Origin of the sequence: Sphingobium sp. B2D3A (assembly GCF_025961795.1) — a bacterium.
Lineage (GTDB): Bacteria > Pseudomonadota > Alphaproteobacteria > Sphingomonadales > Sphingomonadaceae > Sphingobium.
The window spans coordinates 3,177,722-3,192,779 of the sequence record NZ_JAOQOI010000001.1; the positions used below are offsets into that span (position 1 = coordinate 3,177,722).

17 protein-coding genes are annotated in these 15,058 nt (G+C 64.0%); 8 read left to right on the forward strand and 9 right to left on the reverse strand.

Features of this window, described 5'->3' with window-relative positions:
- Positions 1-50 precede the first annotated feature (50 nt).
- The 5 genes from M2337_RS14725 to coxB form a co-directional block, all read right to left on the reverse strand.
- Positions 51-626, reverse strand: coding sequence for a cytochrome c oxidase assembly protein (locus M2337_RS14725; RefSeq protein ID WP_264570859.1), 576 nt, complete (start codon positions 624-626; stop codon positions 51-53).
- An 11-nt stretch (positions 627-637) separates the two neighbouring features.
- A complete protein-coding gene (locus M2337_RS14730; protein WP_264570860.1) occupies positions 638-760 on the reverse strand; it encodes a hypothetical protein in 123 nt (40 codons plus the stop codon).
- On the reverse strand, positions 757-1,686 hold the full coding sequence (locus M2337_RS14735) for a heme o synthase (RefSeq protein WP_264570861.1): 930 nt from the start codon (positions 1,684-1,686) through the stop codon (positions 757-759). Before M2337_RS14735 ends, M2337_RS14730 begins: the two co-directional genes overlap by 4 nt.
- Before the next feature lie 157 nt (positions 1,687-1,843).
- Positions 1,844-3,514 (reverse strand): cytochrome c oxidase subunit I, encoded by a 1,671-nt coding sequence (ctaD, locus tag M2337_RS14740; protein ID WP_181560188.1) that lies wholly within the window; start codon positions 3,512-3,514, stop codon positions 1,844-1,846.
- A gap of 11 nt (positions 3,515-3,525) precedes the next feature.
- On the reverse strand, positions 3,526-4,545 hold the full coding sequence (coxB, locus tag M2337_RS14745) for a cytochrome c oxidase subunit II (protein WP_181560189.1): 1,020 nt from the start codon (positions 4,543-4,545) through the stop codon (positions 3,526-3,528).
- Between the two features lie 189 nt (positions 4,546-4,734).
- On the opposite strand from coxB, the gene pyrE reads away from it, so the two are divergent.
- The 4 genes from pyrE to lepB are packed head-to-tail and all read left to right on the forward strand — an operon-like array spanning position 4,735 to position 7,398.
- Positions 4,735-5,313, forward strand: coding sequence for an orotate phosphoribosyltransferase (gene pyrE / locus M2337_RS14750; RefSeq protein WP_264570862.1), 579 nt, complete (start codon positions 4,735-4,737; stop codon positions 5,311-5,313).
- A complete protein-coding gene (locus M2337_RS14755) occupies positions 5,310-6,068 on the forward strand; it encodes a pyridoxine 5'-phosphate synthase (RefSeq protein WP_264570863.1) in 759 nt (252 codons plus the stop codon). Before pyrE ends, M2337_RS14755 begins: the two co-directional genes overlap by 4 nt.
- The gene (gene acpS / locus M2337_RS14760) at positions 6,065-6,466 is read left to right on the forward strand and encodes a holo-ACP synthase (protein WP_264570864.1); all 402 of its coding nucleotides are present in this window, start codon (positions 6,065-6,067) and stop codon (positions 6,464-6,466) included. Before M2337_RS14755 ends, acpS begins: the two co-directional genes overlap by 4 nt.
- A 14-nt stretch (positions 6,467-6,480) precedes the next feature.
- Positions 6,481-7,398 (forward strand): signal peptidase I, encoded by a 918-nt coding sequence (gene lepB, locus M2337_RS14765; protein WP_264572280.1) that lies wholly within the window; start codon positions 6,481-6,483, stop codon positions 7,396-7,398.
- Positions 7,399-7,423: 25 nt separating this feature from the next.
- Here lepB and M2337_RS14770 read toward each other — a convergent pair whose 3' ends face one another.
- Complete coding sequence (locus tag M2337_RS14770) at positions 7,424-8,035, reverse strand: TetR/AcrR family transcriptional regulator (RefSeq protein WP_264570865.1); 612 nt, start codon at positions 8,033-8,035, stop codon at positions 7,424-7,426.
- A 77-nt stretch (positions 8,036-8,112) separates the two neighbouring features.
- Between M2337_RS14770 and M2337_RS14775 the strand changes: the two genes are divergently transcribed.
- Positions 8,113-8,475, forward strand: a complete 363-nt coding sequence (locus M2337_RS14775; protein ID WP_264570866.1) for a darcynin family protein — start codon at positions 8,113-8,115, stop codon at positions 8,473-8,475.
- Positions 8,476-8,557: 82 nt separating this feature from the next.
- Here M2337_RS14775 and M2337_RS14780 read toward each other — a convergent pair whose 3' ends face one another.
- The 3 genes from M2337_RS14780 to M2337_RS14790 form a co-directional block, all read right to left on the reverse strand.
- Positions 8,558-9,124 (reverse strand): FKBP-type peptidyl-prolyl cis-trans isomerase, encoded by a 567-nt coding sequence (locus tag M2337_RS14780; protein ID WP_264570867.1) that lies wholly within the window; start codon positions 9,122-9,124, stop codon positions 8,558-8,560.
- Between the two features lie 67 nt (positions 9,125-9,191).
- The gene (gene rpsU / locus M2337_RS14785; RefSeq protein WP_181560196.1) at positions 9,192-9,398 is read right to left on the reverse strand and encodes a 30S ribosomal protein S21; all 207 of its coding nucleotides are present in this window, start codon (positions 9,396-9,398) and stop codon (positions 9,192-9,194) included.
- Positions 9,399-9,574: 176 nt separating this feature from the next.
- On the reverse strand, positions 9,575-11,308 hold the full coding sequence (locus tag M2337_RS14790; protein ID WP_264570868.1) for a bifunctional metallophosphatase/5'-nucleotidase: 1,734 nt from the start codon (positions 11,306-11,308) through the stop codon (positions 9,575-9,577).
- Positions 11,309-11,482: 174 nt separating this feature from the next.
- On the opposite strand from M2337_RS14790, the gene M2337_RS14795 reads away from it, so the two are divergent.
- Genes M2337_RS14795 through M2337_RS14805 form a run of 3 tightly spaced genes read left to right on the forward strand, consistent with a single transcriptional unit; the run spans position 11,483 to position 14,973 of the window.
- Positions 11,483-12,241: a class II aldolase/adducin family protein gene (locus M2337_RS14795; RefSeq protein ID WP_264570869.1), complete on the forward strand. Its 759-nt coding sequence runs from the start codon at positions 11,483-11,485 to the stop codon at positions 12,239-12,241.
- A 58-nt stretch (positions 12,242-12,299) separates the two neighbouring features.
- The gene (locus tag M2337_RS14800; protein ID WP_264570870.1) at positions 12,300-14,402 is read left to right on the forward strand and encodes a prolyl oligopeptidase family serine peptidase; all 2,103 of its coding nucleotides are present in this window, start codon (positions 12,300-12,302) and stop codon (positions 14,400-14,402) included.
- A 10-nt stretch (positions 14,403-14,412) separates the two neighbouring features.
- Complete coding sequence (locus M2337_RS14805) at positions 14,413-14,973, forward strand: (2Fe-2S)-binding protein (RefSeq protein WP_181560199.1); 561 nt, start codon at positions 14,413-14,415, stop codon at positions 14,971-14,973.
- Positions 14,974-15,058: the final 85 nt, after the last annotated feature.

Below are 15,058 nucleotides of genomic sequence, written 5' to 3' on the forward strand. Positions count from 1 at the left end.
GTATTCCCTGTATCTAAACGCTTTATCCGAGCGCTCGTTTGCGCGCTTCTTTAGCTCTGGTCGTCCGGCTTCTCAACCGGATAGAATGTGTAACTCAGCGTGATTTCCTGGACGTCCTTGCCGTCAGAATCATCAAGGAACGCCTTGTCGACGTAGAACAGTACGGGCATCCGCACCTGCTGCCCCGGCTGCAAGGTCTGCTCTGTGAAGCAGAAGCACTGCACCTTGCTGAAATATTTGCCGACATATTCGGGCGTGACGTTGAACACGGCCCGCCCGGTGATCGGCTTATTCGAGGTGTTCTTCGCGATGAAGATCGCCATCGACTTCCCACCGACGCCCACAGTCACGCGGCGCTTCTCGGGATAGAATTCCCACGGAATGCCGCCGCCGATATTCGAGTCGAACCGAATCGACAGCTGCCGGCCTTGCGTCTGCAGTGAGACCGCCTTGGCGGCCTCTGCGGCGTCGACGCGCTGAGTGGTGCCGCCGAAGCCGGTAACCTGACAGAAGAGCCGGTAGAGCGGGACAGCCGCGAAGCCGAGGCCGAGCATCGCCACCGCCACCAGCGCCGCCAGCAGGGCTGTCTTGCGGTTACTCACGCGCTTTCCGGCAATCGTCGTCATCGCACCGCTCCTCAGGCCATTTTCGCGATGGTGATCGCAAAGAAAAGCACGACCAGCGCGGCGAGAATCCACGCCATGATCCGCGCCCGCGCCCGCTGGCGCTCCTGAATGAGTTTCTGGTCTTCAGGGGTCATGCCGCAAACACCCAATGGTCGACGACAACCGCGCCGAAGAGCAGGAAAAGATAGAGAACCGAATATTTGAACAGCCGCCGCTCCGGCTTCATTTGGGCGGGATCGCTCTCCCGGCGCAGCGAGACCTGCAGGGCCATGGCCGCGAACACCGCTGTCGCCAACAACGCAGTCAGTCCATAGATCGGGCCGGTCAGCCGCAACACCACTGGCGCCAGCGCGGCGACGCCCATGATGCTGGTATAGCCCAGGATCTGGCGGCGGGTGGTCACCTCACCGGCCACCACCGGCAGCATCGGGATGCCGGCATTGGCGTAATCCATCCGCACGAATAGCGCGAGCGACCAGAAGTGCGGCGGGGTCCAGAAGAAGATCAGCATGAACAAAGCGATGGGCAGCAGCGCCACATCGCCCGTCACCGCCGCCCAGCCGATCAATGGCGGAAAGGCGCCGGCCGCACCACCGATCACGATATTCTGCGCCGTGCGTGGCTTGAGCCAGATAGTGTAGATGAACACATAGAAGAGGATCGACGTCGCCAGGATGCCGGCGGCGAGCCAGTTGGTCGCAAAGCCCATCAGCAGTACGGAAAAGGCAGCGAGGCCGACGCCGAAATGCAGCGCGGTTTCCCGGCTCATCCGGCCGGCCGGCAGCGGACGACCTGCGGTGCGCTTCATCTTCGCGTCGCGGTCGACTTCATACCATTGATTGAGCGCACCAGCCGCACCGGCGCCGAGCGCGATGCAGAGAATGGCGGTGAAGGCGAGCACCGGAGACAGGCTGCCGGGTGCGACCAGCAATCCGCACAGGCCGGTGAAGACCACGAGCGTCAGCACGCGCGGCTTGGTCAGCGCGAGCAGATCGCGCCAGTCCGCCGGGAGCGGAACCGTCGACCCGCCAAGCGGAGACTGTTGTGGCGCGGTGCCCATGATCGATGCCTTGCTCGCCAAAACCTCTGACCTTGCGTTCAGTTCAACTCGTCAGTTCATATCGCAAGCGGGAGCGCTTGCGCGCCCCCGATCACTATCTTGTCTGCTCAAGCCGCCACCTTGAAGAAGGCGGCTCGCGGGTGAAACCCGCTGCCGATCAATCGATGACCGGCAGGGTTTCGAACTGGTGGTACGGCGGCGGGCTGGACAGCGTCCATTCCAGCGTCGTTGCACCCTCGCCCCACGGATTGGCAGCGGCCTTCTTGCCGGCCAGCAGGGAGATGAAGACGTTTACGAAGAAGATCAGAACGCCCACGCCCATGATCGCATAACCAAACGAGGCGATGCCGTTCCAGTAGGCCAGCGCATCGGTGTAATCCGGCACGCGGCGCTGCATACCGCTCATGCCCAGGAAGTGCATCGGGAAGAACATGATGTTCACGCCGATGAAAAACACCCAGAAGTGGAGCTGACCCAGGAACTCGTTGTACATCTTCCCGAACATCTTCGGGAACCAGTAGTAGAAGCCTGCGAACAGCGAGAACACGGCGCCGAGCGAGAGCACATAGTGGAAGTGCGCGACCACATAGTAGGTGTCGTGCAGGTTATCGTCGATGCCGCCATTGGCGAGGACCACGCCGGTCACGCCACCCACGGTGAACATGAAGATGAAGCCAAGCGACCAGACCATGGGGGTCTTGAAGCTCATCGAGCCGCCCCACATCGTGGCGATCCACGAGAAGATCTTCACGCCGGTCGGCACCGCGATGACCATGGTGGCGGCCGTGAAGTACATCTTCATGTTCACGGTCATGCCGGTGGTGAACATGTGGTGCGCCCACACGATGAAGCCGACGACGCCGATGGCGACCATGGCATAGGCCATGCCGAGATAACCAAAGACGGGTTTGCGGCTGAAGGTGGAGACGATCTGGCTGACGATGCCGAAGCCCGGCAGAATCATGATGTACACTTCGGGGTGGCCGAAGAACCAGAACAGGTGCTGATAGAGAACCGGGTCGCCACCGCCGGCGGCGTCATAGAAGACGGTGCCGAAGTTACGATCGGTCAGGAGCATGGTGATGGCCGCGGCCAGCACGGGCAGTGCGAGCAGCAGCAGGAAGGCGGTGACCAGCACCGACCACACGAACAGCGGCATCTTGTGGATGGTCATCCCCGGTGCGCGCATGTTGAAGATGGTGGTGATGAAGTTGATCGCGCCCAGGATCGAGCTGGCGCCCGCGATGTGCAGCGAGAGAATCGCCATGTCGACCGCCGGACCAGGGCTGCCGCTGGTGGACAGCGGGGCATAGACGGTCCAGCCGGTGCCCGCGCCATTGCCGGTGCCGCCGGGCACGAAGGCCGAGCCAAGCAGGAGCAGGAAAGCCGGGATGAGCAGCCAGAAGCTGATATTGTTCATCCGCGGGAAGGCCATGTCCGGCGCGCCGATCATGATCGGCACGAACCAGTTACCGAAGCCGCCGATGATGGCCGGCATCACCATGAAGAACACCATGATGAGGCCGTGGGCCGTGATCAGCACGTTCCAGAGGTGATAGGCCTGATCGATCGTCGCATCGGGACCGTCCGCGAAGGTGGCCCAATGCTGAAGATACTGAATACCCGGCTCAGCCAGCTCGAGACGCATGAGGCCCGAGATGGCGCCGCCGATGACGCCGGCCATGATCGCGAAGATCAGGTAAAGCGTGCCGATGTCCTTGTGGTTCGTCGACATGAACCAGCGGACGAAGAAGCCCGGCTTGTGATCGGCATCATGATCGCCATGGGCGTGCGCCCCGTGGAAATCGTCTGCGGTTGTGGTGCTCATCTTGGAAGTCCTCAGGATGCAGTCGCGGGCGCCGCAGCGGGCGTCTCGGCGTTGGCGGGAGCAGGAGCGGCGGCGGGTGCTTCAGCGGCAGCGGCAGGCGCGGCTGCGTCACCCGGCATCTGGCCACCCTGTGAGCGGACCCACTGTGCGAACCGCTCGGGGCTCACCGCTTCGATCGAGATCGGCATGAAGCCATGGCGTGCACCGCACAGCTCCGAGCAGACGCCGTAATAGACGCCTTCCTTCTCGATGGTGAAGGTCTTCTCGTTGAGACGACCCGGCACAGCATCTTCCTTTACCCAGAAGGCGGGAATCGAGAAGGAGTGGATCACGTCAGCCGCGGTGATGATCGCCTTGATGGGCACGCCGACCGGCAGGACGACGCGATTGTCGACGCCAAGCAGACGGGGCTCGCCACGCTTGAGCGCTTCTTCGGGCGGCAGCATGTTGGAGACATATTCGCCGATGCCGAGATCGGGATACTCATAACCCCAGTACCACTGATAGCCGGTCACCTTGAGGGTGATGGCGTTGGCCGGGGCCGGCTTGAACTGCTTGGCCAGCAGGTCGATCGACGGAATGGCGATACCGATGAGGATCAGCACCGGCGCCAGCGTCCAGACGATCTCGATAGCCGTGTTGTGCGAGGTGCGCGAGGGCACCGGGTTGGCGGCGCGACGATAGCGCACCACGACCCAGAGCAGCAGCCCGAGCACGAACAGCGAGATAACCGTGATGACCGGCAGCAGAATCACATTGTGCATCCACAGCGCATAATTGCCCGTGGAGGTCACCTGCTTCTGGAAGGTCGTCTCGCCCACGGCAGGCTGGCCGATGCCTTCAACCGGCGCGGCATGATCGAACGCCGGCGCGGCGGGAGCTGCGGGCGCAGCGGCGGCGGCCGGTGCGGCTTCCGCAGTCGACGCCGCGGGCGCAGCAGCCTGTTCTGCCTGCCCAAAAGCGGAAGATGGCGCGAGCGTGCTCAGTCCGAGCGCGATCGCCACCATGAAGCCATTGATTCTTCTAGTCATGCGGTCGACCTGCCTTCAATTTCAGGCCGCTAGCGAAAGACATCGACTGCGGCCCCCCTCATTGATCTTGCGGCCCCTATACGCAGCCAGCCTCCCAGCCTCAAGCGCAGAAATTGCCCGAATGCCAGCCGTTGATTGTCAGCCCGTCCGCCGCTATCTGCGCCGCTCTATATAAGAGGTCGGGGAAACATGACAGAATCGGAAGTGCTCGCTGAATTTCGCGCCTGTGACGCGCTGCTCCAGGGGCATTTTCTGCTGTCCTCGGGCAAGCACAGCGCCAACTATCTGCAATGCGCGCGCGTGCTGATGAATCCCGAGCGCGCCGGCCGCATCGCCGTGGCGATCGCCCAGTCTATCCCGCGTGATATTCGCGCCGCCATCGACGTCGTTGTCTCGCCGGCGATGGGCGGCATCATCATCGGCCACGAAATGGGCCGAGCGCTGGGCTGCGATGCGCTGTTTCTCGAGCGGCCGCAGGGCAACTTCTTGTTCCGTCGCGGTTTCTCGCTAACACCCGGCCAGAAGGTGCTGATGGTCGAGGACGTCGTGACGACCGGCCTCTCCTCCCGCCAGGCGATGGAAGCGGTGCGCGCGGAAGGCGGCGAAGTCATCGCCGAAGCCGCCGTGGTCGATCGCTCGGCCGGCGAGGCCAATCTCGGCGTGCCCTTCTTCCCGCTCGTGAGCCTCAACTTCCCCGTGTACGACGCTGACGATCTGCCGCCCGAGCTGGCCGCGATCCCGGCGACCAAGCCGGGCAGCCGGGCATGACAGCAATGGCGGACCAAGGCGGCCGCCACCTGCGCCTGGGCATCAACATCGATCATGTGGCGACCATCCGCAATGCGCGGGGCGCCTCCTACCCCGATCCGGTCCGCGCCGCCCTGCTCGCGCAGGAAGCCGGCGCTGACGGCATCACCGCGCATTTGCGTGAAGATCGCCGGCACATCACGGACAAGGACATCGCGCGCCTGTCCGCCGAGCTGGAGATCCCGTTCAATTTCGAGATGGCCGCCACGCAGGAGATGCTGGAGATCGCACTGCGCCATAAGCCACACGCCGTCTGCCTCGTGCCAGAACGCCGCGAGGAGCGCACGACCGAGGGCGGGCTGGACGCGGCCGGGTTGCACAATCACCTCGCGCCCATGGTCGACCGGCTCGGCGAAGCGGGCTGCCGTGTCTCGCTGTTCATCGAGGCCGATCCGCGCCAGATCGATGCGGCGCTGCGCCTCAAGGTGCCGGTGGTGGAATTGCACACGGGCAAATATTGCGAGGTCGAAGGCCCGGAGCAGGCTGCGGAACTCCGCCGCATCACAGACATGGCGGCGCTGGCCGCCAAGAACGGCATCGAGCCCCATGCCGGCCATGGCCTGACTTACGAGAATGTCGCGCCCATCGCAGCGATTCCGCAGGTCGCGGAACTCAACATCGGCCATTTCCTTATCGGCGAGGCGATCTTCTTGGGCCTGCGCGACAGCGTGGCGCAGATGCGCAGGCTGATGGACGAGGCGCGCGGGCCGGCATGATCGTCGGCCTGGGCTCTGATCTTTGCAATATCGAGCGAATCCAGGTCTCTCTGGACCGGTTCGGAGAGCGATTCGAGCAGCGGGTGTTCACCGACCATGAGATCGCCCGAGCCAATCGACGCCCGTTTACGAAGGCCGGCACATTGGCCAAGCGCTTCGCGGCCAAGGAGGCCTTCAGCAAGGCAGTCGGCACCGGATTCAAGGCCGGCGTCTTCATGAAGGACATTGGTGTCGTCAATCTGCCCTCCGGCGCACCGACGCTTGCCCTCACGGGTGGCGCCAAAGCGCGACTGGATGCCTTGACCCCGCCCGGCGCCAGCCTATTTGTTCACCTGACATTGACCGACGATCATCCCTGGGCGCAGGCGTTCGTCATTCTGGAGGCGCGCTTTCCGTGACGGATGAAGCATCGATCAAGGCGCAGGAAACGCGCCGGAAACGCGCTGACAAGAAGACCGACTGGGTCGGCGAGATCAAGAGCATCGTGCTGCTGCTGGCGGCGGTGCTGGCGTTCCACAGCTTCGTGGCCAAGCCTTTCTACATCCCGTCCGAATCGATGATGCCGACTATGTTGGTGGGCGACCGGCTCATTGTTTCCAAATATGCCTATGGCTGGTCCTACGTCTCCCCGACGATTCCCAATCCGGCCGCGATCCTGCGCACGACGTTGCTCGGCGGACCGCCCGAGCCCTGGGGTATCACGCTGCCATTCATGAACGGGCGCGTTTGGGGCAAGATGCCCGAGCGCGGCGACATCGCGATCGTGACGCCGCAGAACAGCAACGAGGATTATATCAAGCGCGTCATCGGCCTGCCCGGCGATCTGCTGGAAGTGCGCGACGGCGTGGTGATCCTCAACGGCAAGCCGGTCAAGCAGGAGGCCCTGCCCACCATGCAGATGCCGGTGGACGCCAATAGCCGGTGCGATCCGCGCCAGTTCCCCGGCGCGCTTGAGGCACAGCCGGATGGCACGCAGGTGTGCGTGCTCCCGGTGCTGCGTGAGACGCTGCCCAATGGGCGCAGCTACACCATCATCGACATGGGCGCACGCGAGACCGACTGGTACGGCCCAGTGCGCATCCCTGCCGGCCATGTGTTCCTGATGGGCGATAACCGCGACAATAGCGCGGACAGCCGCGTCTCCGCCGCAATGCAGGGCCTTGGCGGCCCGGTGCCTTGGGAATCGCTGGGTGGCCGCGCCGAGTTTATCACCTTCTCGCTCGACGGCTCGACGCGGCTCAATCCGGCCACCTGGATCAGCAGCTTCCGAAGTGGCCGGGCAGGGATGTCGCTGCACCCTGAAGAGACAGCAGGTTCCGCGCAGCGCTAAGCGCTTTTGCGGTAAGAGCGGCTCTTCACCGACAGCCGAGATAGCCGCGCACGGCACGGCCGACGCGTTCTTCCAGACCGGGCCGGTCCAGCTCTCCATGCGCACCAGCCGCGTCGACCATGCCCTTGATGATCGCGAGCATATCCTGCGCGGCAAGCGCCGTATCGGCGTGGGGTGGAAGATCCGGGCGCTGTAACACGCCGGTGACGATCTCGCGGAGCCGCACGCTCACCGCGTGAACTGCCGGATCGAGCGGCAGCCGCGCCTCCTCGATATCAAGAAGGCGCGCCAAAACGGGGCGCCGGAGTTGATGCGCGACCGCTGCCGCGATGAGCAGGGCCAGCGCCGCCTCCCCCGTCTCGGCCGTTGTCGCCGCCTCCCAATCGGCGATCAGCAGCGCGGTTTCCCGCAAGATCAGCGCGCCGATCAGGGCGTCCTTGCCTGGAAAGTACTGATACAGCGACCCGATGCTGACGCCGGCACGCTCGGCAACGGCATTCGTGGTCAGTCCGCCGAGTCCCTTTTCCTCGAGAATGCGAGCCGTCGCTTCGACGATGGCCTTCACCGTCTCCAAAGAGCGGCTCTGCCGGGGCGATTTTCTGGGGATGGAGCGCTGCTGGGAGGAGATGTTGGTCATGCCATCAATGCGAGTAGCCAATCTTGAGCATTTACTCGCATTTAGTCCGCGCAGACACAAACTGACAAGGATCTATCATGACTCATGCAAGCCTTTCGTTCGAACCCGCCCTCACCGTTTTCATGCTCGTGAAGACGTCGCCGGAGTGGCTCGGCTTTCCCGTCGACCAGCGCTTCGCGCTGCTGGGTGAGCAATTCGCGCCCATTCTGCGCAAGCACGCCGGCAAGGTTGCGCTGCGCTTCTTCGACGTGGAGTTCTACGCGACCCGCGTCACCGATATCTGGATGTGGGATGCGATCGACCACCACGCCTATCAGCTGCTGGTCGAAGACCTGCGGGAAACAGCCTTCTGGGACCGTTATTTCGATATCGTCGAAATTCTGACCGGTGTCGAAAATGCCTATGCCAAGAATTATGGCCGGCCGGTCATTGGCGGATGAGGCGTTCAACCGGATGACGGCCCAGCTGCCGGGCCGGGAATGAGATGTGTGAAGCGGGCGCCGGATCGGCGCCCCTTCCCCATCAGGGCTGCGGCATCTCCGGCGCGCCCGGCGGCATCGCGCCCGGGCCACCCGGACCTCCGCCCTGCTGCTGCATCATCTGCTGCATCTGCATCATCTGCTGGGCCTGCATGACCTCGGCGCGGGTTTTGAATTCGAGCAGCTTGATCTCGAACTGAAGCGGCGTGTTCGGCGGGATGACGCCACCCGGAGGGGGGCTGTCGCCATAAGCCAGCTCGGCGGGGATCCACGCACGGATGCTGCCGCCGCGCTTGAGCAGGGTCACCGCCTCGGCAAAGCCGGGGACCAGCGACTGCAGGTCCATCGGCGCGCTCTCATTCTCGTCGAACACCGTGCCATCGGGCAGCGTGCCCTTATAGGCGACGAGCGCAAAATCATCGCGGGTGGGGCTTTCGCCCGACCCTTGCGTGATCATCTGGTAGCGCAGGCCGCTGGCGGTATGCCCGAACTGGCGGCTGCCAGCCCAGGCCAGCACCGCTGCAACGGCCAGCACCAGCACGACCGCAAGCCAAAAACGACGAACCGAACCGCGCCTGATGGGCTGCAAGGGAACCGCCGTGACGGACATGGGCCGTGCCTCTTCTTACTGAAACCGGGAGAATCAACAGGGCCGCAAGCGCGGCCCTGAAAGTAACTTAACGGGCGCCGTCGCGCTCTGCGCGCTTGCGCTCCAGCTTGCGGGCACGACGGATGGCCGCAGCCTTCTCGCGCGCACGCTTCTCGGAGGGCTTCTCATAGTGACGACGGAGCTTCATCTCGCGATAAACGCCCTCACGCTGCAGCTTCTTCTTGAGCGCCCGCAGCGCCTGGTCGACGTTGTTGTCGCGCACGATGATTTGCATAAGCTCGTCAGTCTCCAGTTCTATCGCTTGTCCGCAGGGACCGGAGCACACTCCGGACGCGGTATCAATCTGCCTAAAATAACATACGCCGCGACAATCTGCCACGGCGGAACGGGCTGCCCTTATCAGGGTGACCTTACCGGATCAAGACCGGAAAGGCTTGGAAAAGGCCACAATCATTGCGGTGTGACATTGCGGATGCGGTCCAGGGCAGGTGGGCCGCGATGCGAGTCGCTGGCGATATACACCTCCAGCGCGTCCACATCCACCGGCCCTTCGGCCAGCACCGGCGCCGGCGCGAACAGCCGCAGCCCATCACCGCCCTGCGCGATGAAATTGTTCATGGCGACCCGATAAGTCCCCTCATCTCGCAGCGCCGCGCCATTCAGGCGGATGTTGAAGACGCGTGCGCCGGCGGGACGGCTGGCGTCGAACTCATAGCTGAATCCCCTGGAAACGCTGAGAATCGACGGGCGATCGCCACGGGTGAACTGCTGCTCCAGCGCGGCACGGATGTCTGCGCCCGAGAGCTGCTTGACGAGCACCACATTGCCGAAGGGCTGCGCGGAGTAGAGATCGCCAAAGCGCACGCTGCCATCGGCCAAGGGCGCGATAGGCGCGCGGAGCCCACCGGGATTCATGAGGGCCAGCTGCGCCCCGCCCCGCTCCGGCGCTTGCACGGAGGCCAACTGCGCATCGGCGATGAAGTTGCCGAGCGTGCTCTGGCCGCTCACATCGGCGATCTGGGTCAGGCTGCCGGCCAGCTTGCCGACGACTCGGTCGCTCACGCTGGAGGCCGCCGTGCGATAGCGGGCCACGAGATCGGTCAGCTCGGGCTGGGCGACAGGCGCATCCTCGCGCTGCTCCACGAGAACGTTCTCGGCCCGCTTGTCGACCAGCCGATGTGCGGCGACATCATAATCGAGCGTGATGCGGGTGAGCAGCGTGCCATATTGACCCGCGCTGGTGGCGAGCAAGGGCCGGCTGGGATCAACCGTGCCATAGCGGCAGACATAGGCCTGATGGGTATGGCCGGAAATCACGAGATCGAAAGCAGAATCGAGCCGCGCCATGATCTGCGGCAGCGGTCCGGAGAGCGAGCCGCAATCGCCGGGATCGCCCTCCCCACCCGGATAGCCGCCTTCGTGGATCAGCAGCACCAATATCTCTGCCCCGGCCTGCTTGAGCGCCGCGACATAGCTGTTGGCCGCCTCCGCCTCATCGAGGAAGCGCAGATTGGCGACACCGCTGGGCGCCACAATCTCCGGCGTGCCCTTGAGCGTGACGCCGACGAAACCGATGGTCACCGTCTTGCCGCCCGCGAGGGCAAAGCGCTTGAGGCCATAAGCCGGGAACAAGGTCTGCCCATCGGCCTGCTGCACGTTCGCCGCAAGAAAGCCAAAGCGCGCGCCGGGGAAATCGCTCATCACCTGGCAGGGCTGCAACCGCGTGAACTGGGTGCAGCCGCCAGTCTGCATCCGCCGCAGCTCGTCCGGCCCGCGATCGAACTCATGATTGCCCACCGAGTTGAAATCAACGCCGACCGTGTTCATCACGCGGATCGTCGGCTCATCGAGGAAATGGCCGGAAATGAGCGGCGAGGCGCTGATCATGTCGCCGGCGGAGACCACGGCGCTGTTGGGATTCTTGGCCCGCAGGCGGGAGACGGCCTGCGCGAAGTGGATCGCGCCGCCCGCTGCCGTGCGCGGCGCATCGGGTGCGGCGCCCGGCGGAAGCACGGTCTGACCGACCGTATCGATATGGCCGTGAAAATCATTGAAGGCGATGATCTGCAGCCGCGCAATGCTGTCGCCAGCCGGCGGTGCTGGCCGCTGCGCCGTCTGTGCGCAGGCGCCAAGCAAGAGAAGGCCCAGCGGGAGGCTGGCGCGGATCATCGAGGAAAATTGCATCGTCACTCGTCCATAGCTGGCGAAAAGCGGGTCTCTGTTAGCAGATGCTCCGGGTCATCGCAGTGACAGCGGCACAGGCCGCCGCCTTTCACTCGACAACCCGCCCTCTCCCGCGCATCATCCAAGCCATCGCCCCACGAGACCCAGGAGGGTCCGGCGCAAGGAGAGAGGATCATGGCCACAGCCGCCCAAACACACCCGATGAGCGATGCCGAATGGCAGGCCCGCCAGCAACTGGCCGCCTGCTACCGCATCTTTGCGCATATGGGCTGGGACGAACTGATCTATAATCACATCTCGCTGCGCGTGCCGGGCGAAGAGCAGGCGTTTCTCATCAACCCTTTCGGCCTCCATTATTCGGAGGTCAAGGCATCCAATCTCGTCAAGATCGACATTGACGGCAACACGCTGGATGGCAGCCCCCACCCGGTCAACCGCGCGGGCTTTGTCCAACACAGCGTTTTCCACCGCCATGTGCCGGATGCGCATTGCATCATCCACACCCATACGACCGCCGGCATGGCCGTCTCATCCACGCAGGAAGGGCTGCTGGCGACGAACTTCTACGCCGGTTTCCTCGTCGGCAACATCGCCTATCATGATTTCGAGGGGGTGACCGTGCGGCCGGAAGAAGGCGCGCGCCTCGTCGCCAATCTGGGCGACAAGCGCTTCATGATCCTGCGCAACCATGGCTTGCTGGTGATGGGCCAGACGTTGCCGGAGGCATTCCTACGCTATTTCGTATTCGAGCGGGCCTGCGAAATCCAGCTGGCGACCCGGCAGGCGGGCACGCCGCTGATCATCCCAGACGAGGTGCTGGCCGTGCATAAGCGCGACATGTTTTCGGCCATTCCGGCCGAGCGGTTCGGGATGCTCGACTTTGCCGCGATGGTGCGCGTGATCGACCGGATCGACCCGAGCTGGCGCGACTGAGCATTGCTCCGGCACGCCGCTGGTGGCAATCAGGGGCGTGTTTCCGGGAAGATTCTCCATGAAGGTATTGGCAATGGCGGCTGCGATCACCCTCGCAAGCGGAACGACGGCGGCTACGGCAGACACTGTGGCGCAGGACGATCCCTTCCTCTGGCTCGAGGACTGGCATGGGGAGAAGTCCATGGCCTGGGTGGAGGCGGAGAATGCGCGCACCGTGAACGTGCTGCAGAACGACCCGAACTACCCCGGCATGGTGAAGGACGCGATCGCCATCGCCACCGCGACCGACCGCATTCCGATGCCGAGCCTGATCGGCGGGCGCATCTATAATTTCTGGCGGGATGCCGCGCATCCGCAGGGCATCTGGCGGCACACCAGCGCCAGCGAGTATGCGCAGGCCAGCCCGCGCTGGACGACCGCGCTTGATCTCGACGCGCTGAGCAAGGCCGAGGCGAAGAAATGGGTGTGGAAAGGCGCCACCTGCCTGGAGCCGGATGAGCGACGCTGCCTGATTTCGCTCTCTGACGGTGGCGAGGATGCCACCGACATTCGCGAGTTCGATCTTGCCACCGGCACCTTCGTCAAGGGCGGTTTTGCGCTCTCCACATCGAAGCAGGGTGTCGACTGGGTGGATGCCGATACGCTCATCGCCTCGCGCGACTGGGGCGAAGGCACGCTAACGGCATCGGGCTATCCGTTCGTCGTCAAGACGCTGAAGCGCGGTGCGCCGCTGAGCGATGCCACAGAGGTGTTTCGCGGCGCGAAGGAGGATGTCGGCGTTTGGCCGGCGGTGCTCAACGATGGCGCGGGCAATCGAGCAGTGATTCTGGTGCGCTCGCGGACCTTCTTCGAGAATGATTACATCCTCGTCACGCCGCAGGGCGTGCGCAAACTGCCGCTGCCGGCAAAGTCCACACTCTCGGGCATGATTGCCGGCCGAGTTATCCTCAAGACCAGCGAGCCATGGCGCAGCGGCGGCGTGAACGTGCCGACCGGCAGCGCGGTGGCGATCTCGCTCGATGATCTGCGCGCCGAGCGAACGCTGGTGCCTCAAATATTGTTCGCACCGGGCGCCCGGCAATCGGTCGAGCAGGTCGCCACGACCCGCGACCATGTCATCCTCGCCACCACCGACAATGTGCGTGGTCGCGCTGCCGTATTGACGCCGACCGCAACGGGCTGGACATCGACCGCGCTGACCCTGCCCGACAATGCCTCTATCGGCATCGCGGCGGCCAGCGACCGGGACAATGCGGCCTATCTCTCCGTCACCGGTTTTCTTCAGCCGACGACACTCTGGCAGATCGATGCCGCCAAGCCGGCGCCGATGCAGGTGAAGGCCCTGCCAGCGCGCTTCGATGCCAGCGGGCTGGTGGTTGAGCAGTTCGAGGCCAGTTCTACCGACGGAACGAAAATGCCCTATTTCATCGTCCACCGCGAGGGCATGGCGCGCGATGGCAGTACCCCGACGATCATGACGGCTTATGGCGGGTTCGAGGTTTCCTACACGCCGTCCTACTCGGCGCTGATCGGCAAGCTCTGGCTGGAGCGGGGCGGCAGCTTCGTCGTCGCCAACATCCGTGGCGGCGGGGAATTCGGGCCGGCCTGGCATCAGGCGGGGCTCAAGACCAAGCGCCAGATCATCTATGATGATTTTGCTGCCGTGGGCCGGGATATCTTCGCGCGCAAGCTCTCCAGCCCGAAGAAGTTCGGCATCTTCGGCGGCTCCAATGGCGGGCTGCTGATGGGCGTGGAGTTCAATCAGCATCCCGAGCTTTGGAATGCCGTGGTCATTCAGGTGCCGCTGCTGGACATGCTGCGCTTCGAGCAGATCGCCGCCGGGCCGAGCTGGGTCGATGAGTATGGCAGCGTCTCGGTGCCGGAGGAAAAGGCGTTCCTCGAGACGATTTCGCCTTACCATAATGTGGTGAAGGGCAAGGCCTATCCCGAGCCTTATATCTGGACGACGACCAAGGATGACCGCGTCGGCCCCCAGCACGCCCGCAAGTTCGCGGCGCGGCTCAAGGATTATGGCATCCCCTATCTCTTCTACGAGGATACAGCAGGCGGCCATTCGGGCGATGCGGACATCGAGCAGAGCGCCCGGCTGAAGGCGATGGAGATGGTCTATTTCACCCGCAAGCTCGTCGACGGCAGGTGACGCGGGGCCCATGACCAAGTTCACCGTCAACGACCGCCCGGTCGAGTACAAGATGGACCCGCAGACGCCCTTGCTGTGGGCGTTGCGGGACGCCTCCAACCTCACGGGCACCAAATATGGCTGCGGCACGGGCGACTGTGGCGCCTGCACAGTCGACATTGACGGTCTTGCGATCCGCTCCTGCCAGGTCACGATCGCCGCGATGGAAGGCCGGTTCGTCACGACCATCGAGGCGCTGTCGCCCGATCGCAGCCATCCCGTGCAGCAGGCCTGGGCAGCGCAGATGGTGCCGCAATGCGGTTACTGCCAATCCGGCATGATCATGGCGGCCTCCGTGCTGCTGCGCCGAAACAGCAACCCGACCGACGCGCAGATCGACGCGGCGATGACCAATATCTGCCGGTGCGGCACCTATCCGCGCATTCGCGAGGCGATCAAGCAGGCGGGGCGCATCATGCGTGGTGAGGAGCGCGTGGCGGCCGCGCCTGCACCGGGCATCGCGCCGGCAGACGCCGCGCGCCATGTTCCCGCCATGACGCCGCCCAATGACGGGCGCTCGACGGCCGATTGAGCGTCCCGCTGCGAGACAAGCTTTCGCATCGCTGTCAGCAATGTTCAGCATGACGACAGCGGCCTTGTCGTAAACACATCCTTAA